At 69.8% G+C, this 24,022-nt stretch carries 22 protein-coding genes; 9 read left to right on the forward strand and 13 right to left on the reverse strand.

Features of this window, described 5'->3' with window-relative positions; genetic code table 11:
* Positions 1-53: 53 nt before the first annotated feature.
* The 6 genes from gyrB to dnaA all read right to left on the reverse strand — a co-directional run bounded on the left by gyrB (position 54) and on the right by dnaA (position 8,105).
* The gene (gene gyrB / locus ACMT9T_RS10325) at positions 54-2,099 is read right to left on the reverse strand and encodes a DNA topoisomerase (ATP-hydrolyzing) subunit B (RefSeq protein ID WP_414745474.1); all 2,046 of its coding nucleotides are present in this window, start codon (positions 2,097-2,099) and stop codon (positions 54-56) included.
* 188 nt (positions 2,100-2,287) lie between these two features.
* Positions 2,288-2,800 carry a DciA family protein gene (locus ACMT9T_RS10330; RefSeq protein ID WP_063070915.1) on the reverse strand — a complete coding sequence of 171 codons (513 nt, stop codon included), beginning with the start codon at positions 2,798-2,800 and terminating at the stop codon, positions 2,288-2,290.
* Positions 2,797-4,008: a DNA replication/repair protein RecF gene (gene recF / locus ACMT9T_RS10335; protein WP_414745475.1), complete on the reverse strand. Its 1,212-nt coding sequence runs from the start codon at positions 4,006-4,008 to the stop codon at positions 2,797-2,799. Before recF ends, ACMT9T_RS10330 begins: the two co-directional genes overlap by 4 nt.
* Positions 4,009-4,015: 7 nt before the next feature.
* Complete coding sequence (gene gnd, locus ACMT9T_RS10340; RefSeq protein ID WP_414745476.1) at positions 4,016-4,903, reverse strand: phosphogluconate dehydrogenase (NAD(+)-dependent, decarboxylating); 888 nt, start codon at positions 4,901-4,903, stop codon at positions 4,016-4,018.
* A 20-nt stretch (positions 4,904-4,923) separates the two neighbouring features.
* Positions 4,924-6,075, reverse strand: coding sequence for a DNA polymerase III subunit beta (gene dnaN, locus ACMT9T_RS10345; protein WP_116053922.1), 1,152 nt, complete (start codon positions 6,073-6,075; stop codon positions 4,924-4,926).
* Positions 6,076-6,671: 596 nt separating this feature from the next.
* Positions 6,672-8,105, reverse strand: a complete 1,434-nt coding sequence (gene dnaA, locus ACMT9T_RS10350) for a chromosomal replication initiator protein DnaA (RefSeq protein ID WP_053773242.1) — start codon at positions 8,103-8,105, stop codon at positions 6,672-6,674.
* A gap of 479 nt (positions 8,106-8,584) precedes the next feature.
* Here dnaA and rpmH point away from each other — a divergent pair, with 479 nt between their 5' ends.
* The 5 genes from rpmH to ACMT9T_RS10375 are packed head-to-tail and all read left to right on the forward strand — an operon-like array spanning position 8,585 to position 10,893.
* Positions 8,585-8,722, forward strand: a complete 138-nt coding sequence (rpmH, locus tag ACMT9T_RS10355) for a 50S ribosomal protein L34 (RefSeq protein WP_012039665.1) — start codon at positions 8,585-8,587, stop codon at positions 8,720-8,722.
* 3 nt (positions 8,723-8,725) lie between these two features.
* Positions 8,726-9,067, forward strand: coding sequence for a ribonuclease P protein component (rnpA, locus tag ACMT9T_RS10360; RefSeq protein ID WP_414745477.1), 342 nt, complete (start codon positions 8,726-8,728; stop codon positions 9,065-9,067).
* The gene (yidD, locus tag ACMT9T_RS10365; protein WP_116053925.1) at positions 9,064-9,375 is read left to right on the forward strand and encodes a membrane protein insertion efficiency factor YidD; all 312 of its coding nucleotides are present in this window, start codon (positions 9,064-9,066) and stop codon (positions 9,373-9,375) included. Before rnpA ends, yidD begins: the two co-directional genes overlap by 4 nt.
* A gap of 10 nt (positions 9,376-9,385) precedes the next feature.
* Positions 9,386-10,348: a membrane protein insertase YidC gene (gene yidC, locus ACMT9T_RS10370; RefSeq protein WP_414745478.1), complete on the forward strand. Its 963-nt coding sequence runs from the start codon at positions 9,386-9,388 to the stop codon at positions 10,346-10,348.
* Positions 10,345-10,893 carry a Jag family protein gene (locus ACMT9T_RS10375; protein WP_414745479.1) on the forward strand — a complete coding sequence of 183 codons (549 nt, stop codon included), beginning with the start codon at positions 10,345-10,347 and terminating at the stop codon, positions 10,891-10,893. Before yidC ends, ACMT9T_RS10375 begins: the two co-directional genes overlap by 4 nt.
* A 275-nt stretch (positions 10,894-11,168) precedes the next feature.
* On the opposite strand, the gene ACMT9T_RS10380 is transcribed toward ACMT9T_RS10375, so the two are convergent.
* Entirely contained in the window at positions 11,169-11,396 is a 228-nt protein-coding gene (locus tag ACMT9T_RS10380) for a transcriptional repressor (RefSeq protein ID WP_414745874.1), read from the reverse strand.
* A 287-nt stretch (positions 11,397-11,683) separates the two neighbouring features.
* On the opposite strand from ACMT9T_RS10380, the gene rsmG reads away from it, so the two are divergent.
* From rsmG to ACMT9T_RS10395, 3 genes are all read left to right on the forward strand, one after another.
* A complete protein-coding gene (rsmG, locus tag ACMT9T_RS10385) occupies positions 11,684-12,319 on the forward strand; it encodes a 16S rRNA (guanine(527)-N(7))-methyltransferase RsmG (RefSeq protein WP_414745480.1) in 636 nt (211 codons plus the stop codon).
* Positions 12,320-12,454: 135 nt separating this feature from the next.
* Entirely contained in the window at positions 12,455-13,336 is an 882-nt protein-coding gene (locus ACMT9T_RS10390) for a ParA family protein (RefSeq protein ID WP_414745481.1), read from the forward strand.
* Positions 13,336-14,340 (forward strand): ParB/RepB/Spo0J family partition protein, encoded by a 1,005-nt coding sequence (locus ACMT9T_RS10395; protein ID WP_414745482.1) that lies wholly within the window; start codon positions 13,336-13,338, stop codon positions 14,338-14,340. The genes ACMT9T_RS10390 and ACMT9T_RS10395 overlap by 1 nt, the downstream gene beginning before the upstream one ends.
* A 53-nt stretch (positions 14,341-14,393) precedes the next feature.
* Here the strand turns inward: ACMT9T_RS10395 and ACMT9T_RS10400 are convergent, their stop codons facing one another.
* The 6 genes from ACMT9T_RS10400 to ACMT9T_RS10425 form a co-directional block, all read right to left on the reverse strand.
* Complete coding sequence (locus tag ACMT9T_RS10400; RefSeq protein ID WP_414745483.1) at positions 14,394-15,359, reverse strand: D-alanine--D-alanine ligase family protein; 966 nt, start codon at positions 15,357-15,359, stop codon at positions 14,394-14,396.
* Positions 15,360-15,394: 35 nt separating this feature from the next.
* Positions 15,395-16,717 (reverse strand): aminotransferase-like domain-containing protein, encoded by a 1,323-nt coding sequence (locus tag ACMT9T_RS10405; protein WP_414745484.1) that lies wholly within the window; start codon positions 16,715-16,717, stop codon positions 15,395-15,397.
* Positions 16,718-16,889: 172 nt separating this feature from the next.
* Positions 16,890-17,213: a thioredoxin gene (gene trxA / locus ACMT9T_RS10410; RefSeq protein WP_043667755.1), complete on the reverse strand. Its 324-nt coding sequence runs from the start codon at positions 17,211-17,213 to the stop codon at positions 16,890-16,892.
* Between the two features lie 79 nt (positions 17,214-17,292).
* Positions 17,293-18,330 (reverse strand): thioredoxin-disulfide reductase, encoded by a 1,038-nt coding sequence (gene trxB, locus ACMT9T_RS10415; protein ID WP_414745485.1) that lies wholly within the window; start codon positions 18,328-18,330, stop codon positions 17,293-17,295.
* Between the two features lie 155 nt (positions 18,331-18,485).
* Positions 18,486-20,114, reverse strand: a complete 1,629-nt coding sequence (gene murJ, locus ACMT9T_RS10420) for a murein biosynthesis integral membrane protein MurJ (protein WP_414745486.1) — start codon at positions 20,112-20,114, stop codon at positions 18,486-18,488.
* 36 nt (positions 20,115-20,150) lie between these two features.
* A complete protein-coding gene (locus ACMT9T_RS10425; protein ID WP_414745487.1) occupies positions 20,151-22,445 on the reverse strand; it encodes a DUF6049 family protein in 2,295 nt (764 codons plus the stop codon).
* Positions 22,446-22,537: 92 nt separating this feature from the next.
* On the opposite strand from ACMT9T_RS10425, the gene ACMT9T_RS10430 reads away from it, so the two are divergent.
* Positions 22,538-23,968, forward strand: coding sequence for a CCA tRNA nucleotidyltransferase (locus ACMT9T_RS10430; RefSeq protein WP_414745488.1), 1,431 nt, complete (start codon positions 22,538-22,540; stop codon positions 23,966-23,968).
* Positions 23,969-24,022 lie beyond the last annotated feature (54 nt).

The following is a 24,022-nucleotide window of genomic DNA, read 5'->3' on the forward strand; positions in this document are numbered from 1 at the left end:
TGGAGTCGGTGCCGGGCGGCGGCCGGGATCGGGCCGGCCGGCCGCCTGGTCGATCAGATGTCGAGGAACCTGACGTCCTTGGCGTTGCGCTGGATGAAGCTGCGGCGGGACTCGACGTCCTCGCCCATCAGCGTCGAGAAGACCTCGTCGGCACCGGCGGCGTCGTCGAGGGTGACCTGCATGAGCGTCCGCGTGGCGGGGTCCATGGTGGTCTCCCACAGCTCCTTGTAGTCCATCTCGCCCAGGCCCTTGTAGCGCTGGATGCCGTTGTCCTTGGGGATCCGCTTGCCGTTCGCCTGCCCGTGCGCGAGCAGCGCGTCGCGCTCGGCGTCCGTGTAGACGTACTGGTGGTCGGCGTTCGACCACTTCAGCCGGTACAGCGGCGGCTGCGCGAGGTACACGTAGCCGAGCTCGATGAGCGGCCGCATGTAGCGGAACAGCAGGGTGAGCAGGAGGGTCGTGATGTGCTGGCCGTCGACGTCCGCGTCGGCCATCAGCACGATCTTGTGGTACCTGACCTTCTCGGCGTTGAAGTCCTCGCCGATGCCCGCGCCGAACGCGGTGATCATCGACTGCACCTCGTTGTTCTGGAGCGCGCGGTCGAGGCGGGCCTTCTCCACGTTGAGGATCTTCCCTCGCAGCGGCAGGATCGCCTGCGTCGTGGGGTTCCGGCCCTGCACCGCGGATCCGCCGGCCGAGTCGCCCTCGACGAGGAAGACCTCGGACAGCGCCGGGTCCTTGCTCTGGCAGTCCTTGAGCTTGCCGGGCATGCCGCCGGACTCGAGCAGGCCCTTGCGCCGGGTCTGCTCGCGCGCCTTGCGGGCGGCGAGGCGAGCCTGCGATGCCTGCATGCCCTTGCGGATGATGTCCTTCGCCTGCGCCGGGTTCTTCTCCAGCCAGTCGCCGAGCTGCTGGCCGACGATGCGCTGCACGTAGGCCTTCGCCTCGGTGTTGCCGAGCTTCGTCTTGGTCTGGCCCTCGAACTGCGGCTCGCCGAGCTTCACGGAGATGACGGCGGTGAGGCCCTCGCGGACGTCGTCGCCCGTGAGGTTCTCGTCCTTCTCGCGGAGCAGCTTGTTCTCGCGCGCGTAGCGGTTCACGAGTGTAGTGAGCGCCGCGCGGAACCCCTCCTCGTGCGTGCCGCCCTCGTGGGTGTTGATGGTGTTCGCGTAGGTGTGGACGCTCTCCGTGTAGGAGGTGGTCCACTGCATCGCGACCTCGAGGCTGATCTTCTTGACCGTGTCCTCGGACTCGAACGCGATGACGTCGGCGTTGACGACCTCGGTCTTCTTCGCCTTGACGAGGTGCTCGACGTAGTCGACGAGGCCGCGCTCGTAGAGGAACTTCTCGGTGCGGTGCTCGGCACCGTCCTCCTCGCGCTCGTCGTGCAGCGTGAGGGCGAGGCCCTTGTTGAGGAACGCCATCTGCTGGAAGCGCGCGCGGAGGGTGTCGTAGTCGAACTCGACGGTCTCGAAGATCTCGCGGCTCGGCCAGAAGGTGATGGTCGTGCCGGTCTCGGTGGATCCCTCGCCCTTCTCCAGGGGCGCGTCCGGCACGCCGATGGTGAAGCTCTGGCGCCAGACGGCGCCCTGACGACGCACCTCGACGTCGAGCCGCTCGGACAGCGCGTTCACCACGGAGCTGCCGACGCCGTGCAGGCCGCCCGACACCGCGTATCCGCCGCCGCCGAACTTGCCGCCGGCGTGCAGCTTGGTGAGCACGAGCTCGACCGTGGAGATGCCCTCGACGGGGTGGATGTCGACCGGGATGCCGCGGCCGTCGTCGACGACGCGGATGCCGCCGTCCTTGCGCATGGTGACCTGGATGTCGCTGGCGTAGCCGGCGAGGGCCTCGTCGACCGAGTTGTCGACGATCTCGCTGACCAGGTGGTGCAGGCCGCGCGGGCCGGTGGACCCGATGTACATGCCGGGCCGCTTGCGCACAGCCTCGAGGCCCTCGAGCACCTGGATTTCGTTGGCGCCGTAGTCGTTGCTCACCTGCTGGCGGGTGATGTGGTCGGAGTCGTTGTGCGTCTCCTCGACCTCCACCTCGTCGGGGGTGGAGTCGTCGGGGAGGTCCTGTGAGGCATCCGATGTCATGAAGTGGTGGCTCCTGCCGCGTCGACGCGCCCCTGCCCGACGGCGGTCGAGCGCCGATCACGAGGTGATCCGCCGACCGTCGTCCCTTGGCTGCGGGCGACCCCTCATTCTATCGCAGGAGTAGGCTCCGCACCGCCTATCCGGCCCGCTGACGCCTTTTCGTGCCGGGGGTGACCTGATTCGCCTCCCTAGCCGTAGGTATCGCGCGGACCCCGCCCTGGGATCGACCTGGGACCCTTTTTCCACGACGGGGCGTTCGGCCCCTGGAAGCGGATCGACCGGATGCCCGCGTCGGGGAAGCGCTCCGCGATGCGCGTCGTGATCTCCACGCGCATCAGCCGGAGCTGCGTCGCCCACGCCGTGGACTCGCACTCGACCGTGAGGAGGCCGTCCTCGATGCCGACGGGAGAGGAGTGCACGGCGGTCTCCTCACCGGCGATCGTCGTCCACGCTGCCATGAGCTCGGCCTGCGACAACGAGGAGGTCCAGCCCATGCGCGATGTGAGCGAGTCCATGACGTTCCCGAGCGAGTCGGGGTCCCGTCCCGGCTGGAACGGCGAGCTGCCCGCCTTCTGCTCCCGGCGCTTCCGTGCGGAGGGCGAGCGCACGGAGGCGTCGCCGAACACCCGGCGGAAGCGGCGGTACACGGCGACCGCCTCGGACTCGGGCAGCGGACCGCCGTCGGCGGCGCGGGGGATCACGCCGCTCCCTCGCCACCGTCGGTCGTCGTCGGCGGAGTCGGCGCCTCGACGATCTCGCCGGCCCGGATGTGCACGGCGTTGGCCGCGAGGTGCTCGGGCACGTCCTCGAACACGGCCGCGGTGATGAGCACCTGCTCGAAGCCCGTGACCGCCTCCGCCAGACGACCGCGACGCGCCTGGTCGAGCTCCGCGAACACGTCGTCGAGGATGAGCACGGGGTCGCCCGTCTGCGAGTCGCGGCGCAGCAGCTCGGCCGAGGCGAGCTTGATCGCGAGGGCGAACGACCACGACTCCCCGTGGCTGGCGTAGCCCTTCGCCGGTAACCCGTTGAGACGGAACAGCACGTCGTCGCGATGCGGGCCCACCAGGGTGAGGCCGCGCTCGAGCTCGCGCGGGCGCATCCGCGCGATGGCGGCGGCGAACACCGGGACGACGTCCTCGGTCCTCGTGAACCGCGCACCGTCGCGCGCGCCGGACTCGTCCGCGACGTCGTCCTCCCCCGGGTCGTCGGCGAGGATGCTCAGCTCGGGACGGGCCGACGGGCCGTGGTCGGATCCCGCCACCGCTAGGTACGCGCGCGCCAGCTCGGGCTGCAGCGCCTCGACGAGCGCACCGCGCGCCGCGATGATCTGCGAGCCGATGGCCACGAGCCGCTCGTCCCAGATGTCGAGCGTGCCGAGCTGGTCGGCCTTCATCCCCCGCGCTCGAGCGGACTTCAGCAGGGTGTTCCGCTGCTTGAGCGCCCGGTCGTAGTCTGACAGCACGCCGGCGAGCCGCGGGGTCCGCAGCACGAGGAGCTGGTCGAGGAGACGGCGCCGACCCGACGGATCCCCCCGGACCAGCGCCAGGTCCTCCGGAGCGAACAGCACGCTCGAGAAGTACCGCGGCAGCTCGCGCGGCTTGGTGGGCGTGCTGTTCACCTGCGCCCGGTTCGCCCCCGAGCGGTTGATCTGCACCTCGACCCGGAGCTCCCGACCCGCATGCTGCAGGAGCGCCCGGATCACGGCGGACTCCGCGCCCTGGCGGATCAGCGCCTGGTCGGTGGAGACGCGGTGCGACCCGAGCGTGCTCAGGAAGCCCAGCGCCTCCACCAGGTTCGTCTTGCCCTGCCCGTTGCTGCCCACGAAGAGGGTGGCACCGGGCAGGAGCTCGACGTCCGCGCGGGTGTAGTTGCGGAAGTCACCCAGGGAGAGGTGACGGACGATCATCCGGTGGTCAGGACTTCTTCTGCACCGAGTGGCCGCCGAACTGGTTGCGCAGCGCCGCGACGGCCTTCATGGCCGGGGAGTCCTCCTGGCGGGAGGAGAAGCGCGCGAAGATCGACGCGCTGATCGCCGGCATGGGCACCGCGTTGTCGAGCGCCTCCTCGATCGTCCAGCGGCCCTCGCCGGAGTCCTGCACGAAGCCCTCGATGTCCGCGAAGCCCGGGTCCTCCTTGAGCGCCTTGACCAGCAGCTCGAGCAGCCAGGAGCGCACGACCGTGCCGCGCTGCCAGGCCTCGAACGTGCCGGTGACGTCCTTGATGATGTCCTTGCGCGCCGCGAGGAGCTCGTAGCCCTCGGCGAACGACTGCATCATCGCGTACTCGATGCCGTTGTGGACCATCTTCGCGTAGTGCCCGGCGCCGGAGTCGCCGACGTGGACGAAGCCCTCCTCGCGGGGGCCCTCGGGGCGGAGCGCGTCGAAGACGGGCATCGCGCGCTGGACCTGCTCCGCGGGTCCGCCGACCATGAGGCCGTATCCGTTCTCGAGTCCCCAGACGCCGCCGGAGACGCCGGCGTCGACGAAGTCGATGCCCTTGTCCTTGAGCAAGCCGGCGTGGGCGAAGTCGTCGGTGAACTTGGAGTTGCCGCCGTCGATCACCAGGTCGCCGGGCTCCAGGATGCGGGCGAGGTCGCCCACGACGTTCTGCGTGACCTTGCCGGCCGGCACCATGACCCAGACGAGGCGGGGCGCGGGCAGCGCCGCGGCGAGGTCCTCGAGCGTGGCCACGTCGGAGACCTCGGGGTTGGTGTCGTAGCCGGTCACCTCGATGCCGTTCTTCTCGAGGCGCGCGCGCATGCGAGCGCCCATCTTGCCGAGTCCGACGAGTCCGATGTGCATGTTCTCTCCTTGATCGCGGTCTAGCGCAGCAGCAGGTTCGGCTGCAGCAGGTACCGGTAGTTGTCTGCTCCAGCCTGGTCCTTGGACGACTGACTCGTGATCAGCACGGGACCGGGCTTGTTCGGGTTGTCCGTCTTCGTGAACGAGAGGCGGACGAACTCGGAGTGGACGGCACCCAGGCCGTCCAGCAGGAACTGCGGCTTGAGCGAGACGACGGTGTCCACGCCGGTGAGGAGGGCGTCGATGCTCTCCGATGCCTGCGCGTGCTCGGAGCCGATGGCCTCCAGGGTGAGGCCGTCGATGGTGAAGGTGAACCGCAGGGCCGCCTCGCGCTCCAGCACCAGCTGGACGCGACGGGTGGCCTCGATCAGGTCGGCGGTGTTGATGACCGCGTAGTTGTCGACCGTCTCGGGGAACAGGCGCTTGACCGGGGGGAAGTTGCCGCGGATGAGCAGCGACGTGACGGTCTTCCTGTCCGCGCTGAACGCGATGAGCTGGCGGTCGTCCGTGTCGGTGATCGCCACGGAGATCGTCCCGCTGTGGCCGAAGGTCTTGCCGATCTCCTGGAGAGTGCGAGCGGGAACGAGCGCCGTGCGGCTGGTGCCGTCGCTCGTGGAGTCACCGCCGTCCCAGTCGATCTCGCGCACGGCGACGCGGTAGCGGTCGGTGGCGATGAGGCCGAGGCTGGTCTCCCCCACCTCGAGCTGCACGCCGGTGATGACGGGGGTCACGTCGTCGCGGGACGCGGCGACCGCGACCTGGGACACGGCGGCGGCGAACTGCTCGGCGGGGAGGAGCCCGGACTGCTCGGAGATCTGCGGCAGCGTCGGGTACTCCTCGACGGGCATGCTCAGCAGCGTGAAGTGCGCGGATCCGCACGACACGGTGATCTTGGACTCCTCGGTCGTGAAGCGCACCGGCGCGTTCGGCAGCCGGTTGGCGATGTCGGCCAGGAGGCGGCCGGAGACCAGCACCCGCCCGGACTCCTCGATGTCCGCCTGGATCTGCGTGCGGGCCGAGACCTCGTAGTCGAACGACGACAGCGTCAGCCCGTCCTCGGTCGCCTCGATGAGCACACCGCTCAGGATCGGGAGGGTCGTGCGCTGCGGCAGGAGCTTGACGGCGAAGGACACCGCCTCGCTGAAGACGTCCCTGTTGACTTGGAACTTCACGTTGTGGACCCCTCGATGAGCGGAAGATTTGTCGGTCAATGCTAGCCGTGCCGGCGGGGGGCCCCGGGACCGTCGATCCCTCCACACCCTGAGGTTCTTGGGCGACATCCAATGAAGGGTTTAAGGATCAATAGTCTTAACCGCTGTGGAATCTGTGGACAACTCCCGGAGTCCCTGCGGTTGAGAGGGAACTACACGTCTGGAACTTGTGGGACGGGTGTGGAGCGGCCTGGGGACTCGGCGGAACGACGTCGTCGCGTCGAGGCCGGTTCCACAGGCGAGCTCCTCGAACCCACATCGCGTCCGGCGGTTCTCCACAGTTATCCACAGTCTGTGCACACTGTGGGGAACGCGGGTTCGAGCCACCGAGGACGTCCTCGAGGGCCGTCAGGGTACCTGCTCGCGCACGTCGAGGCCGTGGGCTCTGCTGCTTGCTCGGTCCGACGACACCGCACGGCACGGACGGGGCGTGCCCTCGGTCGATGCTCGCCCGCGTACGACCTCCCTGGATACGACGGAGGGGCCGGACCATCGGTCCGACCCCTCCTGTTGCTCCGCTGCTGGCGCACGTGCCCCGTGGGCTCGCGCTGTCGGCGTCACATCTTGCCGTAGCGGTGGTTCTGCTTGATCCGGCTCGTCAGCTCCGTGACCTGGTTGTAGATCGAGCGGCGCTCCTTCATGAGCTCGGTGATCTTCTTGTTCGCGTACATGACCGTCGTGTGGTCGCGGTTGCCGAACAGCTGCCCGATCTTGGGCAGCGACAGGTTCGTCAGCTCGCGGCAGAGGTACATGGCGATCTGCCGGGCGGTGGCGACGGCCTGGGACCGCGAGGAGCCGTAGAGGTCGTCGACGGTCAGCTTGAAGTAGGCCGCGGTGTGGTTGATGATGTCGACCGGCGCGATGACGTTGTCCTCGTCCAGCGTGATGAGGTCCTTCAGCACCGTCTGCACGAGTGCCAGGTCGACCGGCGTCTTGTTGAGGCTCGCGAAGGCCGTGACGCGGATGAGCGTGCCCTCGAGCTCCCGGATGTTGGACGTGACCTTCGTGGCCATGTACTCGAGGATGTCGTCCGGCACCTGCAGCTTCTCGCTCTGCGCCTTCTTGCGCAGGATCGCGATGCGGGTCTCCAGGTCGGGCGCCTGGACGTCGGTGATGAGGCCCCACTCGAAGCGCGACCGCATCCGGTCCTCGAAGCCCGTGAGGTGCTTCGGCGGGAGGTCGCTCGTGATGACCACCTGCTTGTTGTGGTCGTGCAGCGTGTTGAAGGTGTGGAAGAAGGCCTCCTGTGTGGAGTCCTTGCCCTGGAGGAACTGGATGTCGTCGATCAGCAGGATGTCGTTGTCGCGGTAGCGGGACTGGAAGAGCGACGAGCGGTTGTTCGCGATCGAGTTGATGAAGTCGTTGGTGAACTCCTCCGAGCTCACGTACCGCACGCGGATGCCGGGGTAGAGGCTGATGGCGTAGTGCCCGATCGCATGCAGCAGGTGGGTCTTGCCCAGACCCGAGTCGCCGTAGATGAAGAGCGGGTTGTACGCCTTGGCCGGCGCCTCGGCGACCGCGACGGCCGCGGCGTGCGCGAATCGGTTGGATCCGCCGATGACGAAGGTGTCGAAGCCGTACTTCGGGTTGAGGCGGGAGTCGCCGCGGGACGGCGACGCCGGCAGCCCGGGGTTGTCGGTCGGCGCGGTGATGGTCGGCGTCTCGATGTACGGCTGCTCCGCTGCGGGCTCGGGGTGCTGGGCGAAGGCGTCCTGCGCGATCTCCGGGTTGACCACGATGGCGAAGTTGCTCACGCCCGCCGCCTCGTCGAGCGAGCCGATGGCGTTGAGGAGGGGCACGCGGATCCGCTGCTCGAGCATCCCGCGAGTGAGGTCGTTCGGCACCTCGAGGTAGAGGGTGCCGGTCATCACGCCCTTCGGCTCGACGAGGCTGATGAAGCCGTGCAGCTGCGGCGTGATGCGGTCGTCCGCGGTGAGGGCGGACAGCACCTTCTGCCAGATCGCGTGCGTCGGGTCGGAGCGGTCGGACATGTTTCCCCATCTGCCGCCACCGGACTCGATCCCGCGGCTGATGCCGGGGCCGCATCACGGTGCGCGGGCTGCTGTCGGCGCCGGGAGGGCGTCGCGGTAGTTCGTGCGGCGTCCGTCCCCGGAGGCTCCGAGGGTGCGGACCATCCGAGCACCACGATGGCGGACAGCATAGTTACTCACAGGGTTATCCACCCTGTGTGCGAACGGGCCGTCATGCACCGCGCGGGCGATCCCCGGCGCGTCGCGGCCACGCCACACGCTAGCCACTGCCGGAGATCAGGACAAATCGACCCTATCGACGGCGGCATGTCAATACCGGCCGATGGGCTCCCCGTGTGGATAATCACGATCCTGCTCCCGGGTTTGACCGGAGGGCCCTCTGCCCGTAGATTTAGGCAGTTGACCCAGCCTGTCGAGGCTGCCCCATCTTCCCAGCCGCACTCGTCGGCCCCGTGGACCAACCTGAGTGGAGACTCACCGTGAGCAAGCGCACCTTCCAGCCGAACAACCGCAAGAAGGCCAAGAAGCACGGCTTCCGCCTCCGCATGCGCACCCGCGCCGGCCGCGCCATCCTCGCCGCCCGCCGTGGCAAGGGACGCACCGAGCTCTCCGCGTAGCCCGTGCTCGCACGGCAGAACCGCGTGACGAGCGGGGCGGACTACCGCACCATCGTCAGGCGGGGACGCCGTTCGACCACCGGGACGGCGATCGTCTCCGCCCTCGCCGGTCCCCCGGACGCACCGACCCGCTTCGGGTTCATCGTCTCGAAGAAGGTGGGCAACGCCGTGACGCGCAACCTCGTCCGGCGCCGCCTCAAGGCCGTGTCGGCGGGTCTCCTGCCCACGGTCCCCCCGGGCACCTCCATCGTGATCCGCGTACTGCCAGGCATGGAGCGGACACCGTGGGCTACCCTGCAGGAGGAGATGGCGTCAGCCGTGACGCGGGCCGTGAGGACGATATGAAGAGGGCACTGACCTCCGTCGTCCTGGCGCCCCGGAACGCGGCCATCGCCGTGATCAGCCTCTACCGTCGCGTGGTCTCCCCTCTCTACGGGGACGTCTGCCGGTACTACCCGTCCTGCTCCGCCTACGGCCTCGAGGCCGTCCAGGAGCACGGCCTGGTCCATGGCGGATTGCTCGCCGCATGGCGCGTGTGCCGGTGCCACCCCTGGGCGGAGGGCGGCATCGACGACGTCCCCGCTCGTCGGGTCCAGCAGTACCGACGCACGAGGCTCGGATTCGTCGTCGCACCCAGCCACGGAAAGGGCTAACGACCACCTCATGGACTTCCTCGGAACGATCCTGTGGCCGATCAAGTGGGTCATCGAACTCATCCTGGTCGGCTTCCACACCCTCTGGACCAGCCTCGGGCTCGACCCGAACAACGGCGCCACCTGGGTGCTGTCCATCGTGGGCCTCGTCCTCGTGGTGCGCGCGGCGCTCATCCCCATCTTCGTCCGGCAGATCAAGAACCAGCGCCGCATGATGGAGGTCGCGCCGCAGCTGAAGAAGATCCAGGACAAGTACAAGGGCAAGCGCGACCAGTTCTCGCGCGAGGCCATGTCTCGCGAGACCATGGCGCTCTACAAGGACACGGGCACCAACCCGCTCAGCAGCTGCCTGCCGCTCCTGCTGCAGATGCCGATCTTCTTCTCCCTTTACTCGGTGCTCCACCGAGCCGCGGTCGAGGAGCTGCCGGGCATCGGACTGCTCAACGCCGAGCTCTCCCGGTCCTTCGGCGAGTCGTCGTTCCTCGGCGCTCCCCTGCAGTCCGCCATCTCCACGGCGAACGGCAACGTCACGGTCATCGTCATCGCGACCACCATGGTCATCCTGATGAGCGCGTCGCAGTTCATCACGCAGCTGCAGATCATGGCCAAGAACATGTCCGAGGAGACCAAGGCCAGCCCGATGTTCAAGCAGCAGCGCATCCTGCTGTACATCCTCCCGCTGGTCTTCGCGGTGTCCGGCATCGCGTTCCCGCTCGGCGTCATGTTCTACTGGCTCGTCTCCAACTTCTGGACCATGGGCCAGCAGTTCCTCGTCATCCGCAACATGCCGACCCCTGGCAGCGAGGCGGCGCGCGCCCGTGAGGCGCGTCTTGCCCGCAAGGGGAAGCTGGTCGTGCCCGAGGCGTCCGGCGAGGCGTCGACCGTCGTCGTCGAGGAGCGCAAGCCGGCCCAGCGACAGCAGCCGGTCGGCAAGAACCGTGCCAAGAAGCAGTCAGGACCCAAGAGCCGATGAGCGACGTGACGAACACGACCGGCCCGGAGATCGCCGAGGGGCCCGGCGATGGGGAGATCTCGACGGAGGACGCCTCCGTACAGGACGGCCCGGATGCCGTAGACGAAGGCGACATCGCCGCCGACTACATCGAGGAGCTCCTCGACATCTGCGACCTCGACGGAGACATCGACATCGACCAGCGCGGAGGACGTGCGTACGTCTCCGTGGATGCCGCCGATTCGCAGGACCTGCGTCTGCTGTCCAACCCGGAGACGGTGACTGCGCTCCAGGAGCTCACGCGTCTCGCGGTGCAGAACAAGACTGGTGTGTTCAGCCGTCTGATCCTGGACGTCGGCGGCTCGCGTGACGCCCGCCAGGCGGAGCTCGCGCAGCTCGTGGATCGCGCCGTGGAGCGCATCTCCGCCGGCTCCGCGAGCGCTTCGCTGCCGCCGATGTCGTCCTATGAGCGGAAGCTCGTCCATGACATCGTGGCCGAGCGCGGATACACCTCCGAGTCCGAGGGCGAAGGGCGTGACCGCCACACGGTGATCACCAAGGCCTGATCCACAGGACTGCAGATCACGAGGCCCGGTCCAGTTGGACCGGGCCTCGTCTGTCTCCAACTCCCTCTGCGTCGCTGAATTAGTACGAATGTGTTAACAAACGTGTCTCCCGGAGGTGCCCCGAATAGCACGCATGGCGCACCGGCTCGATGAGACTGCCCTTCCTGATGGGGCGTCGATGGAGGGGCGACCACGCATCAGGCACGTTACGTGTTACCGCCCTCCTGGTCCGGTGCATGGGTCCGCTCGTCGCGCGTTCCGAAAATGCGTCCGATCTAGATGTCTATGGCATGGGTCGCGGGCGACGCACATGTTTCACGTGAAACGCCCGTTGTCAGCGAGTCCGCGTCGCCCTCCGCCGCGAGATCGTCGAGCGCGCGGTAGACGGTGGCCAGGCCGATGGGGGATCCGGCGTCCTGCGGGTGCGCGTGGAGCCGCTGCGCGCTCACGAAGTCGGAGGACGCGTCCATAGCCTGTCGCTCGCCCTCGCGCTCCCATGTGATTCCGCTTCATGCCCGTAGCGTCTAGCGACTGCAGAACGGGGCCGGTCCGAGAGCGTGTCCGGGAGACGGGCACCAGGACTCCATGTTTCACGTGAAACGACGTCGTGGGACATGTAGCGTCAATGCCTATCGCTGAACCTCGTCGCTGACGCCCACTGTGATCAGATCATGCACCCACGACCGCTAAACTCGCTCGAGTGCCGAACGGCGGTCGTGCTCGTCCGTGACATGCGTCGGTGGTCGACATTCGAGGTGCTCGTCACCGAGGATCACAGGATGGAAGCGCGATGCCCGAGACGATCATGATCGAGTCAGAGCCGACGATCGCGCCGCAGCTGTTCGGTAACCGGATAGAGGTAGTGCGCGAATTCGCCGCACAGCTGGGGAATCGCGGCGAAGAGCTGGGGCTCATCGGTCCGCTCGAGCCACCGCGACTGTGGACTCGACACATCGTCAATTCCGTACTCGTAGCGCCGCTGCTCAGGGCCGGAGTGGTCGGGGACATCGGCACGGGTGCCGGATTGCCTGGACTGGTCCTGGCCATTGCACGGCCCGACGTGGAGTTCGTCCTGATCGAGCCCATGGAGCGCCGCGTCGCATGGCTCGAAGAGCAGAAGGCTCACCTGAGCTTGACCAACGTCGTGGTTCGTCGAGCCCGGGCGGAAGAAGTCGCTCAGGAGTTCACGTTGGATCAGGTCACGGCACGAGCGGTGAGTGCGTTCGCGAAGCTCATCCCCCTCACCGTCCCGCTCGTCAGGACCGGCGGAGAGCTCGTCCTCATGAAGGGGGCGAATGCGGAGCGGGAAGTCGACGCTGCCAGCAAGGCGATTCGCAAGTACCACCTCGAAGACGTAGAGGTCCTCACTCTTGGAGAAGGGCAGGTCGAGGAGGTCACTCGCGTGATCCGGGCACGCGTCGCATGAACGTGTGTAAGGCCGAGGAGTTGTTTTTCCTGATCAAGTGCCGATTTCGAGTCCGTACCGAAACCAGGACGACCATGTTCCACGTGAAACATCGAACTGAGACCACAACACGCGATCCTCGATCTGGAGCTTCCCATGGATGACGACCTCAGTCCCATCGCTCGTGAGCTCTCCGAGACGAGCCGGCGTCGGAAGGCATTGGCGGGCCTGGTGCTGCCGCGTCCTACGAGCACGCGGGTGTTCACCATCGCCAATCAGAAGGGCGGGGTGGGGAAGACCACATCCACGGTCAACCTCGCGGCCGCTCTCGCTAAGTCCGGAGCCCGGACGATGGTCATCGACCTCGATCCGCAGGGCAACGCATCGACCGCCCTCGGCGCGGACCGCTCCGCCGACCTGCCGAGCGTCTACGACGTGCTGGTCGACGACGTGCCCATCTCGGATGCGCTGCAGTCGAGCCCGGAGTTCGACACGCTGTTCTGCGTGCCCGCGACGATCCACCTGGCCGGTGCCGAGATCGAGCTGGTCGCCCTCGAACAGCGCGAGCGCCGCCTGCGTCGCGCGCTGGATGCCTTCCTGGCCTCGGACCGTGGCCGCGAATTCGACTACGTCCTCATCGACTGCCCGCCGTCGTTGGGCTTGCTCACCATCAATGCGTTCAGCGCGGCGAAGGAGGTGCTCATCCCCATCCAGTGCGAGTACTACGCGCTGGAGGGGCTGAGTCAGCTGCTGTCGAACATCGAGCTCATCGCACAGCACCTCAACCCGGATCTGGCGATGTCCACCATCCTCCTGACGATGTACGACGGCAGGACGAACCTCGCGCAGCAGGTGGCGGCCGAGGTCCGGGAGCACTTCCCACAACAGACCCTCACGACTCTCATCCCGCGATCCGTGCGCATCAGCGAGGCGCCCAGCTACGGACAGAGCGTCATCAGCTACGACCCCAACTCTCCCGGCGCGCTCTCCTACCTGGAGGCCGCAGCCGAGATCGCATACCGAGGAGCCCAGAAGTAATGGCAACGAAGAGAACCGGCTTGGGGCGCGGCATCGGCGCCCTCATCCCCACGTCCGACGAGCGCAGCAGGCCCGTCGACGTCTTCTTCCCGGACAGCGTCGGCGCCGGCGCACCCAGCGGGATCCAGGGGGAGGCCCGCACGAAGAAATCCGACGGCAAGCAGGAGCCCGAGCTCGTGGCCGTTCCAGGAGCGCGCCTCGCCAATCTCGATCCCGCGGACATCACGCCCAACGCCCAGCAGCCCCGCACGGACTTCCGTCCGGACGAGCTGCAGGAGCTCGTGGTGTCGATCCGCGAGTACGGGGTGCTGCAGCCGATCGTGGTCCGCCCGCTGGGCGCCGACGCGGACGGCCGCGCGCGCTATGAGCTCGTGATGGGGGAGCGGCGCCTCCGTGCGACCAAGGAGCTCGGTCTGGACACCATCCCGGCCGTCATCAAGGACACGGCCGACGAGTCGATGCTCCGTGACGCGCTCCTGGAGAACCTGCACCGCTCGGAGCTCAACCCCCTGGAGGAAGCGAGCGCGTACCAGCAGCTCCTGGCCGATTTCGCGATCACGCAGGACGAGCTCGCCCAGCGGCTCGGACGCTCGCGGCCGCAGATCACCAACACCATCCGCCTGCTGCGCCTGCCGGAGGACGTGCAGCACCGCGTCGCCGCGGGTGTCCTGTCCGCCGGTCACGCGCGCGCGATCCTCTCGTCCGGCGACGAGGAGGCGATGCGGCACCTCGCGGACAAGATCGTGAACGAGGACCTGTCCGTGCGTGCCGCCGAGGCCGCGGCGCAGCGCGGACAGCGCACCGTCAAGCCGCGGAAGAGCCCGACGTCCGCGCGGAACGCGCACCTGGACGAGTCTGCCCAGCGCATCGGGGATCACCTGAACACGAGCGTGCGGGTGACGATGTCGGCGCAGAAGGGCCAGATCGTCATCGACTTCGCGACGCTCGGCGACCTGACGCGCATCGTGCAGGAGATGGGCGTGCCCGACGCTGACGCCGTCTGACTAAGCGGGGGAGCGGAGCCGGGCTCCTCCCCCAGCCGGCCGTGCGGAGGGCGTCAGCGAGCCCCTGCGTGGGCGAGGGCGGCCTCGGCGAGACGGCGGTACAGCTCGCCGACCTCGATGCCCGCGGCAGCCAGGCCCTGAGGCAGCAACGAGGTCTCCGTGAGACCCGGGATGACGTTCACCTCGAGGAACCACGGCTCCCCGTCGGCGTCGATGATGATGTCGACACGGGAGACCTGACCGATGCCGAGCGCACGGTGGATCCCGACTGCGGCCTCCGCGGCTGCCGAGGCGGCGGCGGCCGTGATGCGGGCCGGCGTGTAGAAGCGGGTGAGACCGGCGTTGTAGCGCGCCTCGTAGCCGTAGACGCCGGATGTCGGGGCGATCTCGGTGGCCGGCAGGGCCGCGGGTCCGTCGCCGGTGTCGAGCACGCCGATCGCCACCTCGGTGCCCTCGACGAGCTGCTCGATGAGGGCCACGTCGCCGTAGGTGTAGGCGTCGACCATGGCGCGGGGGAGCGCGTCGGCGTCGCGCACGATGGTGACGCCCTGCGCGGATCCACCACGAGCCGGCTTGACGGCGTACGGCGCCGGCATGGCCTCGGTGACGAGCCGCAGGACGGCCGCGGCGCCGAGCTCCCGGAACGTGTCCTTCGGGAGGGTCACGGATCGCGGGGTGCGGATGCCGGCCGACTCGGCCAGCGCCTTGGCCGTGGGCTTGTCCCAGGCGAGGCGTGCGCTCCGAGCGGAGGAGCCGACGTACGGGACGCCGGCGAGCTCGAGTAGCCCGAGGAGAGCGCCGTCCTCGCCGCTCGCGCCGTGGAGCACGGGCCAGACGACCGCAGGGGGCGTGTCACGCAGGAAGTCGAGGAGGGTGGCGTCCGGGTCGCGGAGGGAGGACGTCACGCCGACGCCGCGCAGGGCGTCCGCCACCCGCCGACCGCTGCGGAGCGACACGTCGCGCTCGTGGGAGATGCCGCCGGCCAGGACGACGACGGAGAGGGGCTCGTGTGCGGTCATGGTGCTCGATCCGATCGTGGTCGGTGGGGGCGGGGTCAGTCGAGGTCCGGCGGCGGGGCGGCCACGGACGTTGTGGGGCGCGACGCGAGCGGGCCCGTGCCGGAGAACGTGCTGAGGAGATCCAGCTCGTCGTCGATGACGCCGGCCATGCGGCGGACGCCCTCACGGATGCGCTCTGGGGTGGGGTAGCAGAACGACAGGCGGATGGCGTCGCGGCCGCGGCCGTCGGCGTAGAAGGCCGTGCCGGGCGTGTAGGCGACGAGAGCGGTGACGGCACGGGGCAGCATCTGCTTGGAGTCGAGCTGCTCCGGGAGCTTCAGCCAGACGTAGAAGCCGCCGTTGGGGACCGTCCAGGAGAGGCCGGGCAGGTGCTCCTGGAGGGCGGAGAGCGTCGCGTCGCGCCGCTCCCGGTAGACGCCGCGGAAGGTGTCGATCTGGCCCTTCCAGTCCGACGCGTGCAGGTACTCGGAGATGATCAGCTGGCTGAAGGAGCTGGGGGAGAGGACGGCCGACTCCTGGGCGAGGATGAGCTTCTCACGGATGGCGTGCGGCGCGAGCGCCCAGCCGACCCGGAAGCCGGGGGCGAGCGTCTTCGAGAACGAGCCGAGGTAGATGACGCCCTCGTCGTCGAGGCTGCGCATCGCATCCGGCGCGGGACGGTCGAACCAGAGCAGGCCGTAGGGGTTGTCCTCGAGCACGAGGATGTCGTTCGACCGGCAGATCTCGAGGATCTCGGGACGACGGGCGGCGGACATGGTCACACCGGCGGGGTTGTGGAAGTTGGGGACCGTGTACAGGAACTTGATCCTGCGGCCCTCGCCGCGGATCCTGGCAATGGCCTCGCGGAGCGCCTCGGGGACGAGGCCGTCGTCGTCCATCACCACGTGCTCGACCACGGCCTGGTAGCTACGGAAGACGCCGATGGCGCCGACGTAGCTGGGGGCCTCGGCGAGGATCACGTCGCCCGGGTCGATGAAGAGCTTGGTCACGAGGTCGAGCGCCTGCTGCGAGCCCGTGGTGGTGACGATGTCGTCGACGCTGCCGCGGATGCCCTCGAGCGCCATGATCTCGAGGATGTCCTCGCGGAGCTCGGGCGTCCCCTGGCCGCCGCCGTACTGCAGGGCGACCGGTCCGCGCTCGCGCATGACCTTCTCCATCGCCGTGACGATGAGCTCCTGCGGGAGGGCGGAGACGAACGGCATGCCGCCGGCGAGCGAGACCACCTCGGGGCGCGAGGCCACGGCGAAGAGGGCGCGGACCTCGGAGGCGCTGAGGCCCGAGGTCCTCTCCGCGTAGTGGGGGAACCAGGGGTCGAGGTTGGTGCCCGCGGGATCGCGGGGGCTGCCTGCAGGTGTCACGTCACGTCTCTCACATTCCGATTGCCGATCAGCCTAACGGGAGGCCGCGGGTGATCCCCGTGGTCGGCCGCGCGAGGTCGGCGCGCCACCGGTCACGGGGACGACGGAGGGCCCGGCACCTCGTGGTGCCGGGCCCTCCGGATGGTGCACGTCGCGTCGAGGCGCGAGCCGCCTACTTGAGGAAGTCGGCGAACTCCTGCTCGAGGGCCGGCTTCGGCTTCGCGCCGATGACGGTCTTGACGACCTCGCCCTTCTGGAAGACCTTCATGGCCGGGATCGAGGTGATCTTGTACTTCATGGCGACCTCGGGGTTGTCGTCCACGTCGATCTTGACGAGCTCGATGCCGGGGTTCTCGGCGGCGATCTGGTCGAGGACGGGGGAGACCGCCTTGCAGGGGCCGCACCAGGGGGCCCAGAAGTCGACGATGACGGTCTTCTCGGCGTCGAGGACGTCGGCCTGGAAGCTGGCGTCGGTGACGTCGCGGGAGTGGGACATGGGTGCTCCTTCGTGTGGTTCGTGCGGGTCCGGGCGGTTCCCGGCTCGCGAGGTGGTGCGGGCCGCGAGGGCCCGGTCGCTAGGGGCGCTCGGCGCCGACGAGCTCGCCGTCGGGATCCACCGCGCTGCCGGCCGCGGGCGCGCCGTGGCCTGCGGCTCCGTCCGGGCCGTCGGAGGCCGCGTCGAGCAGCGCGTCGGGCAGGGAGGCGAGGAAGTGCTCGGCGTCGAGGGCGGCGATCGTGCCCGACGCCGCGGCCGTGATCGCCTGACGGTAGGTGGGGTCGATCACGTCGCCGGCGGCGAACACGCCCGGCAGGTTGGTGCGAGACGAGCGGCCGTCGACGGCGATGGTGCCCTCGGTGGTGAGCTCGAGCTGCTGGTGGAAGAGGTGCGTGCGGGGATCGTTGCCGATGGCGATGAAGAGGCCGTCGAGCGCGAGCGGACGCTGCTCACCGGTGACGGTGTCCTCGAGCACGACGCCGTCGACCTTCTCGCCGCCCGTGATGTCGACCACCTGCGCGTTCCAGACGAACTCGATCTTGGGGTTCTCGAACGCGCGGTCCTGCATGATCTTCGACGCGCGCAGGCTGTCCTTGCGGTGGATCACGTAGACCTTCTCCGCGAAGCGCGTGAGGAAGGTGGCCTCCTCCATGGCGCTGTCGCCGCCGCCGACCACCGCGATGGTCTTCTGGCGGAAGAAGAAGCCGTCGCACGTGGCGCACCAGGAGACGCCGTGACCGCTGAAGCGGTCCTCCGCGGGGAGGCCGAGCTTGCGGTACGCGGATCCGGTCGCGGCGATGACCGCGAGGCCCTCGTGCACGTCGCCGTTGCCGAGCGTGACGCGCTTGACGTCGCCCTTCAGCTCCACCGACGTGACGTCGTCGAGGACGACCTCGGTGCCGAAGCGCTCGGCCTGCGCCTGCATCGCCATCATAAGGTCGGGGCCCTGGATGCCCTCGGGGAAGCCCGGGTAGTTCTCGACCTCGGTCGTGTTCATGAGCTCGCCGCCGGCCTCGACCGAGCTCGCGATGAGGAGGGGCGTGAGGTTGGCGCGCGCGGCGTAGATGGCGGCCGTGTATCCCGCGGGACCCGAACCGATGATGATGATCTGACGCACGACGGCTTCTCCTCCACTGCTCGGCGGGGCGCCTTCCCGGCGCCCGCTCACCTCTGCAACAGACCCACGGTAGCGGCTATTCCTCCGCCTCCACCGGGCGCGGGGCCGGCTGCGGACAGGCGTGCGCGCGGGCCCGGGCGCAGGCGGCGAGCGGGTCAGCGGCGGCGGATGCGGCGCATCACGGGACCCGTGAGCTGCTGCAGCTCCGAGGAGCGCATGGCGGCCAGGGCGGCGAGGTAGACGGCCGTCATGACGGCGGCCACGGCGATCCCGACGAGGAGCGCCGAGCCCTTCGACGCGACGCCGACGCCCTCGAACGGACCGCCCGAGATGAGCGCCAGGAGACCGATGCCGACGAGCGCGGAGGGGACGGCGGCGACGACGAAGCGGACGGCGCTGCGGAGGATCCGGCGTCCGTCGATGCGGCCGATGCGTCGGCGCAGGAGCACCGCCGCGAGGACGGCCTGCCCGGAGACGGTGACGGTCTGGAGGACGGCGAGCCCGACGCCGATGAGCTCGACCGGCTGCTGCGAGATGACGAGCGCACCGGCGATGAACACGACGACCTGCGCGCACTGGATGAGGAACGGCGTGCGCGTGTCCGACAGGGCGTAGAAGGCGCGCTGCAGCACGAAGAGCGTGCTGAACGCGGGCAGCCCGAGGATGAACGCGATGAGCACCACGCCGTAGCCGCGCACCTCGCCGATGTCGCCCGAGACCATCACGCGCGCCACGGGGCCGGCGAGCACCGCGATGAGCGCCGTCGAGAGCACGGTCATGAGGGCGACCGTGCGGATCGCGGAGGACAGGTCGAGGCGCATGCTGTCGTGGTCGCCCTCGCCGGCGTGCGTGCTCATGCGCGTGAAGTAGGCGGTGGCGATGGAGACCGCGAAGATCGAGTGCGGGAGCATGAAGAACAGCCACGCGTTGAGCAGGATCGTGCTCGAGGGGCTGTCCGAGGTGGCCGCGATGTTCGCCACGTTCGACTGCGCGATGCCGGCGAGCTGCGTGACGACGAGCATGCCGAAGGTCCAGCCGGCGAGGCGGCCCGCGGTGCCGAGGCCGACCCCGCGCCAGGCGAAGTCGAATCGGAAGCGGAGGCCGACGCGGCGCCAGAAGACGAACAGGATGAGCGCCTGGGCGACCACGCCGAGGGTCGCGGATCCCGCCAGCACGATGATCTTGTCGAGGCTCCAGTCGTCGACGGGGCGGCTGCCGGATCCGAACATGGCCTGGAAGAGGAGGAGCCCGGCGATGGCGACCACGTTGTTGAGGACCGGCGCCCACGTGAACGGCCCGAACGACCCCCGCGCGTTCAGCACCTCGCCGAGCACCGCGTAGAGCCCGTAGAAGAGGATCTGCGGCAGGCACCAGTACGCGAACGCGACGACGAGCGCGAAGACGTCCGGCGGCAGCGTGGCGGCGTAGAGGCGCGAGACGACGGGCGCGCCGACGGTCGCGAGGACCGTGACGCCGCCGAGCACGACGATCGCGATGGTGACGAGCTTGTTGATGTAGCCGGCGCCGCCGTCCGCGTGCTTGGCGGCGCGCACCACCTGCGGCACGAGGACCGCGTTGAGGACGCCGCCCGCGATGATCACGTAGATGTTGTTCGGCAGCTGGTTCGCGTTCGAGAACGCGTTCGAGCTGCCGAGGGTCGCGCCGATCGTCTGCAGCAGCACGATGGCCTTGACGAAGCCGAGGATGCGGGAGACGAAGGTGCCCGACGCGAGCAGGGCGGAGGCACGGCCGATGCCGCCGCGGGGGGCGGGGGCCGCGGTCACGCGCGGTCCCGTCCGGGGGCGGGCGGCGCGATCCGGTCAGTCATCGGTCTCCTCGGGCAGGCCGGCGAGCTGCCGGGCACGGGCGCGGCGGCGCTTGCGGATGCTGCGGAACAGGCCGAAGCCGAACAGGAGCGCGACGGCGACCACGAACAGGGTCGTGACGACGGCCTCGAAGCCGGCGCGGATCAGCAGCTCGACGGGTGCGCTCTCGCCGATCTGGACGGAGCCGTCCTCGGTGGTGAGGCGCGCGGTGACCACGACGTCGCCGTTGGAGATGGAGGTGATGGGCGGGCGGGCCGACGCGCTGCCGTGCGCGGGGACGGTGACGACCGCGGAGTCGTCGACGCGGATCCGGCCGCTGCCCGCGATGATCGACATCCGCACGGTGACGGGCTGGTCGAGCTCGTTGCTGACGTTGATGAGCAGGCTCGACGTGTCGCTGATGACCGTGTTCTGGCGGGTGGTGATGGCGACGGAGGACAGCACGGCGTCCGCCTGCGCGACGTAACCGTCCTGGACGGTCACGAGGCCGTCGGGGTCGTCACGCCAGCGGTTCGAGAGCGTCGAGAGCAGGAGCAGGCGCTGCTGGCCGGTGATGAGCTCGGGACGCTCCACCGCCTTCGCGAAGGCGTCCACCTGCGCCTCGAGCGACATGGCGTCGGCGACCCGGCTCACCCGACCGGGGTCCTGCGGGTGGTCGACGACCTGCAGCGGCACGCTCGCGCTGCCGAGCGCCGTGCCCAGCGGCGCGGTGTCGCTGTAGGGGAGGGCCTGGACGGCGTCGAGCAGCTGACCCAGGCGGCCGTTCGAGGCGGCCCAGCCGCGCTCGAGACCGGCGACCACGACGTGCCCGTCGGCCTCGCGGGCGTCGGCCGCGAGGGTGGCCGAGAGCTGCGCGAGGGCGATGCCGAAGGCCTCGTCCGTCTCCGCGGACAGCGCGCGGTCGACGAGGGCCGAGACCTGCGCGTCGGACACGAGCACGCGGGTGTCGCCCACGGTGCCCGTGGCGCCGACGCGCGCGGTGCCGGTGGACTGCACGTCGCCGCTCGCGAGGATCGCCGTGGTGCTGCCGCTCGCGGCCAGGACGCCGAGGTCGTCCGCGGTGACGGTGCCGGCGGCGGGCCAGGAGAACCCGGGCATCGTGTAGTCCCAGGCGGTGAGGTCGGCGACGGTCGGCACGGGGGAGGGGGACGGCGCGGTCGGCGTGGGGCTCGGCTCGGGGCTCGAGGGCGCGGGCGTCTCCGTGGGATCCAGGGACGCCGACGCGGCGCCGCTGCCGCCGGATCCACCGCGCGTGCCGCCTGCTGCGGGCGAGCCGGTGGGCTCGGGCGTCCCGCTCGGGGTGGGGGTGGGAGAGGGCGTCGTGCCGGGAGCGGCGAACCGGCTCGCCTGCACGGCGTAGGTCGTGTCGGTCGGGGCGAGCAGCGTGGTCGCGCCCGCCTGCGCCTGCACCGCGACGTCGGCGTCGGCCCACGCGAGCGCGAAGGTCTCGTTGGCCATCGTGCGGAGCCGCTGCAGCCACTCGACGGCGGACGCGGGGGCCTGGACGCCGAGGATCCGGATGGAGGCGATGATCCGCGGGTCGATCCCGACCGCCACGGGCCGGTCGACCACGGCGTCGAGCTGCCGCGTGAGCGTGCCGCTCGGGGAGGTGTACGTGGCGAGGGCCTCGGCGTCGATGAAGTCGGATCCGCTCGGCGGCACCGTGAGCGGCATGACGGCCGCGACGGGCGTGGGCGCCGGATCCGCCCCTGGGCTCCAGACGACGGCCCCGCGGCCGGTCGCCACGTCCGCGCCGCCCGCCTCGAGCTCCGCCGTGATGCCCCGCGGCCCGAACCCGCCGCGGCTGCCCTGCAGCGCGACCGTCGCGGCCGGGACGGTGAGGGGCAGGTCGACCGTGCCGCCTGCGGGCACCTCGGGGGAGTCGACGCGGCCGACGCGCGGTCCGGTGCGCGCGTTGGCGTCGGTGGACGCGGTGTCGAGCCAGCCGTCGAGCTTCGCGCGCGTGTCGAGCACGGTGCGGTTGAGGTCGAGGTCGATCCGCCCCGCGGGCACCGCGGAGTCGGTCGCGTTCACCACGGAGACGGTCACCGCGAGGTCCTGGCCGGGCGTGAGTATCCCCTCGGCCGCGGGGGTGACGGAGAGCGTCACGCCCTCGGTGGCCGCGTGCGCCGGGGTCGACGGACCCGCGACCGTCCCGGCGGCGAGCGTCCCGGCGGCGACCGTGACGCACACGAGGGTGGAGATCGTGCGTCGAGCGGATCGCCGGATCAGCCGGAGGGCTCTGTCCGTGCGGGTGGGGCCGGCGTCGTGTCGAGGCGCGGCGTGCATCTGGGCATTCTAAAGCGCACGCCCCTCGCGGCCCGTGTGCGCTCGCCGTGGACTCCGGATGTCGGACCCGGCCAGCCGTAGACTGTCCGACCATGCACAGCGTCGCACAGGCCCTCGAGCGTCTCCGCGAGCTGGCCGCATCGCCCCCGGTCGCCGTGCTCGCCCGCGCCTTCCACGAGGCCGGGCACGAGCTCGCCCTCGTCGGCGGTCCCGTGCGCGATGCCTTCCTCGGCCGCGCCGCCACCGACCTCGACCTCACCACGGACGCCCGGCCCGACCGCATCCTCGAGATCGTCAAGCCCGTCGCCGACGCCCACTGGGACATCGGCCGCGCGTTCGGCACCATCGGCGCGCGCGTGCGGGGGGAGCAGGTCGAGATCACGACCTACCGCACCGACCAGTACGACGGCGTCTCCCGCAAGCCCGAGGTCGAGTTCGGCTCCTCGCTCGAGGAGGACCTCGTACGCCGCGACTTCACCGTCAACGCGCTCGCCGTGCGGCTGCCGCAGGTGGTCCTGGTGGATCCGTCGAACGGCATCGACGACCTCCTCTCCCAGGTGCTCCGCACGCCCGTGGCCCCGGAGGTCTCGTTCGGCGACGACCCGCTGCGCATGATGCGCGCCGTCCGCTTCGCCTCCCAGCTCGGCTTCCGCCTCGACGACGCCGCGCTCGCCGCCATCCGGGACATGGCCCCGCGGATCCTCGATATCTCCGTCGAGCGCGTCAGCGACGAGCTCTCCAAGCTCCTGCGCACGCCCGAGCCGCGCGCGGGCCTCGACCTGCTCGTGGAGGGCGGACTCGCCGACCACGTGCTGCCCGAGCTGCCGGCCATGAAGCTCGAGGCCGACGAGCACCACCGCCACAAGGACGTCTACCAGCACTCGCTCCAGGTGCTCGACCAGGCCATCGACCACGAGCGCTCCCGTCACCCGGGCGAGGCGCCGGACCTCGTCCTCCGCCTGGCCGCGCTCCTCCACGACATCGGCAAGCCGTCCACGCGCCGTCTCGAGCCGGGCGGGGTCGTCACCTTCCACCATCACGACGTCGTCGGATCCAAGATGGCCAAGCGCCGCTTGCGCGCCCTCCGCTTCGACAACGACACGATCGCGTCGGTGGCCCGCCTCATCGAGCTGCACCTCCGCTTCTTCGGCTACACGGAGGGCGGCTGGACCGACTCCGCCGTGCGCCGCTACGTGCGCGACGCGGGCCCCGAGCTCGAGCGCCTGCACATGCTCACGCGCGCCGACGTCACCACGCAGAACCGCCGCAAGGCCGACCGCCTCGGATTCGCCTACGACGACCTCGAGGCCCGCATCGCCGAGCTCGCCGAGCAGGAGGAGATGGCGGCGGTCCGCCCCGACCTCGACGGCGAGGCGATCATGCGGATCCTCGACGTGCCGCCGGGCCCGGTCGTCGGCCGCGCGTACCGGTTCCTCCTCGAGCTCCGTCTCGACGAGGGCCCGCTCCCCGCGGAGGAGGCCGAGCGCCGTCTCGTCGCGTGGTGGGCGGCCGAGCAGGGCTGATCCACTCCGTCACGATCTCCGGCCTGGTGCGACTCCTCCCCATCCGGTAGTCTT

The organism is Clavibacter vidaverae, assembly GCF_047529985.1.
Lineage (GTDB): Bacteria > Actinomycetota > Actinomycetes > Actinomycetales > Microbacteriaceae > Clavibacter > Clavibacter nebraskensis_A.

What these genes read in the sequence shown, in the direction of transcription:
- ACMT9T_RS10400 (WP_414745483.1), bottom strand. Translation starts at nt 15,359, where the DNA reads ATGACCGCACACGAGCCCCTCTCCGTCGTCGTCCTGGCCGGCGGCATC.
- ACMT9T_RS10425 (WP_414745487.1), bottom strand. Translation starts at nt 22,445, where the DNA reads ATGCACGCCGCGCCTCGACACGACGCCGGCCCCACCCGCACGGACAGA.
- ACMT9T_RS10390 (WP_414745481.1), top strand. Translation starts at nt 12,455, where the DNA reads ATGGATGACGACCTCAGTCCCATCGCTCGTGAGCTCTCCGAGACGAGC.
- yidC (WP_414745478.1), top strand. Translation starts at nt 9,386, where the DNA reads ATGGACTTCCTCGGAACGATCCTGTGGCCGATCAAGTGGGTCATCGAA.
- dnaA (WP_053773242.1), bottom strand. Translation starts at nt 8,105, where the DNA reads ATGTCCGACCGCTCCGACCCGACGCACGCGATCTGGCAGAAGGTGCTG.
- rsmG (WP_414745480.1), top strand. Translation starts at nt 11,684, where the DNA reads ATGCCCGAGACGATCATGATCGAGTCAGAGCCGACGATCGCGCCGCAG.
- ACMT9T_RS10395 (WP_414745482.1), top strand. Translation starts at nt 13,336, where the DNA reads ATGGCAACGAAGAGAACCGGCTTGGGGCGCGGCATCGGCGCCCTCATC.
- gyrB (WP_414745474.1), bottom strand. Translation starts at nt 2,099, where the DNA reads ATGACATCGGATGCCTCACAGGACCTCCCCGACGACTCCACCCCCGAC.
- yidD (WP_116053925.1), top strand. Translation starts at nt 9,064, where the DNA reads ATGAAGAGGGCACTGACCTCCGTCGTCCTGGCGCCCCGGAACGCGGCC.
- trxA (WP_043667755.1), bottom strand. Translation starts at nt 17,213, where the DNA reads ATGTCCCACTCCCGCGACGTCACCGACGCCAGCTTCCAGGCCGACGTC.
- ACMT9T_RS10430 (WP_414745488.1), top strand. Translation starts at nt 22,538, where the DNA reads ATGCACAGCGTCGCACAGGCCCTCGAGCGTCTCCGCGAGCTGGCCGCA.
- ACMT9T_RS10375 (WP_414745479.1), top strand. Translation starts at nt 10,345, where the DNA reads ATGAGCGACGTGACGAACACGACCGGCCCGGAGATCGCCGAGGGGCCC.
- recF (WP_414745475.1), bottom strand. Translation starts at nt 4,008, where the DNA reads ATGATCGTCCGTCACCTCTCCCTGGGTGACTTCCGCAACTACACCCGC.
- gnd (WP_414745476.1), bottom strand. Translation starts at nt 4,903, where the DNA reads ATGCACATCGGACTCGTCGGACTCGGCAAGATGGGCGCTCGCATGCGC.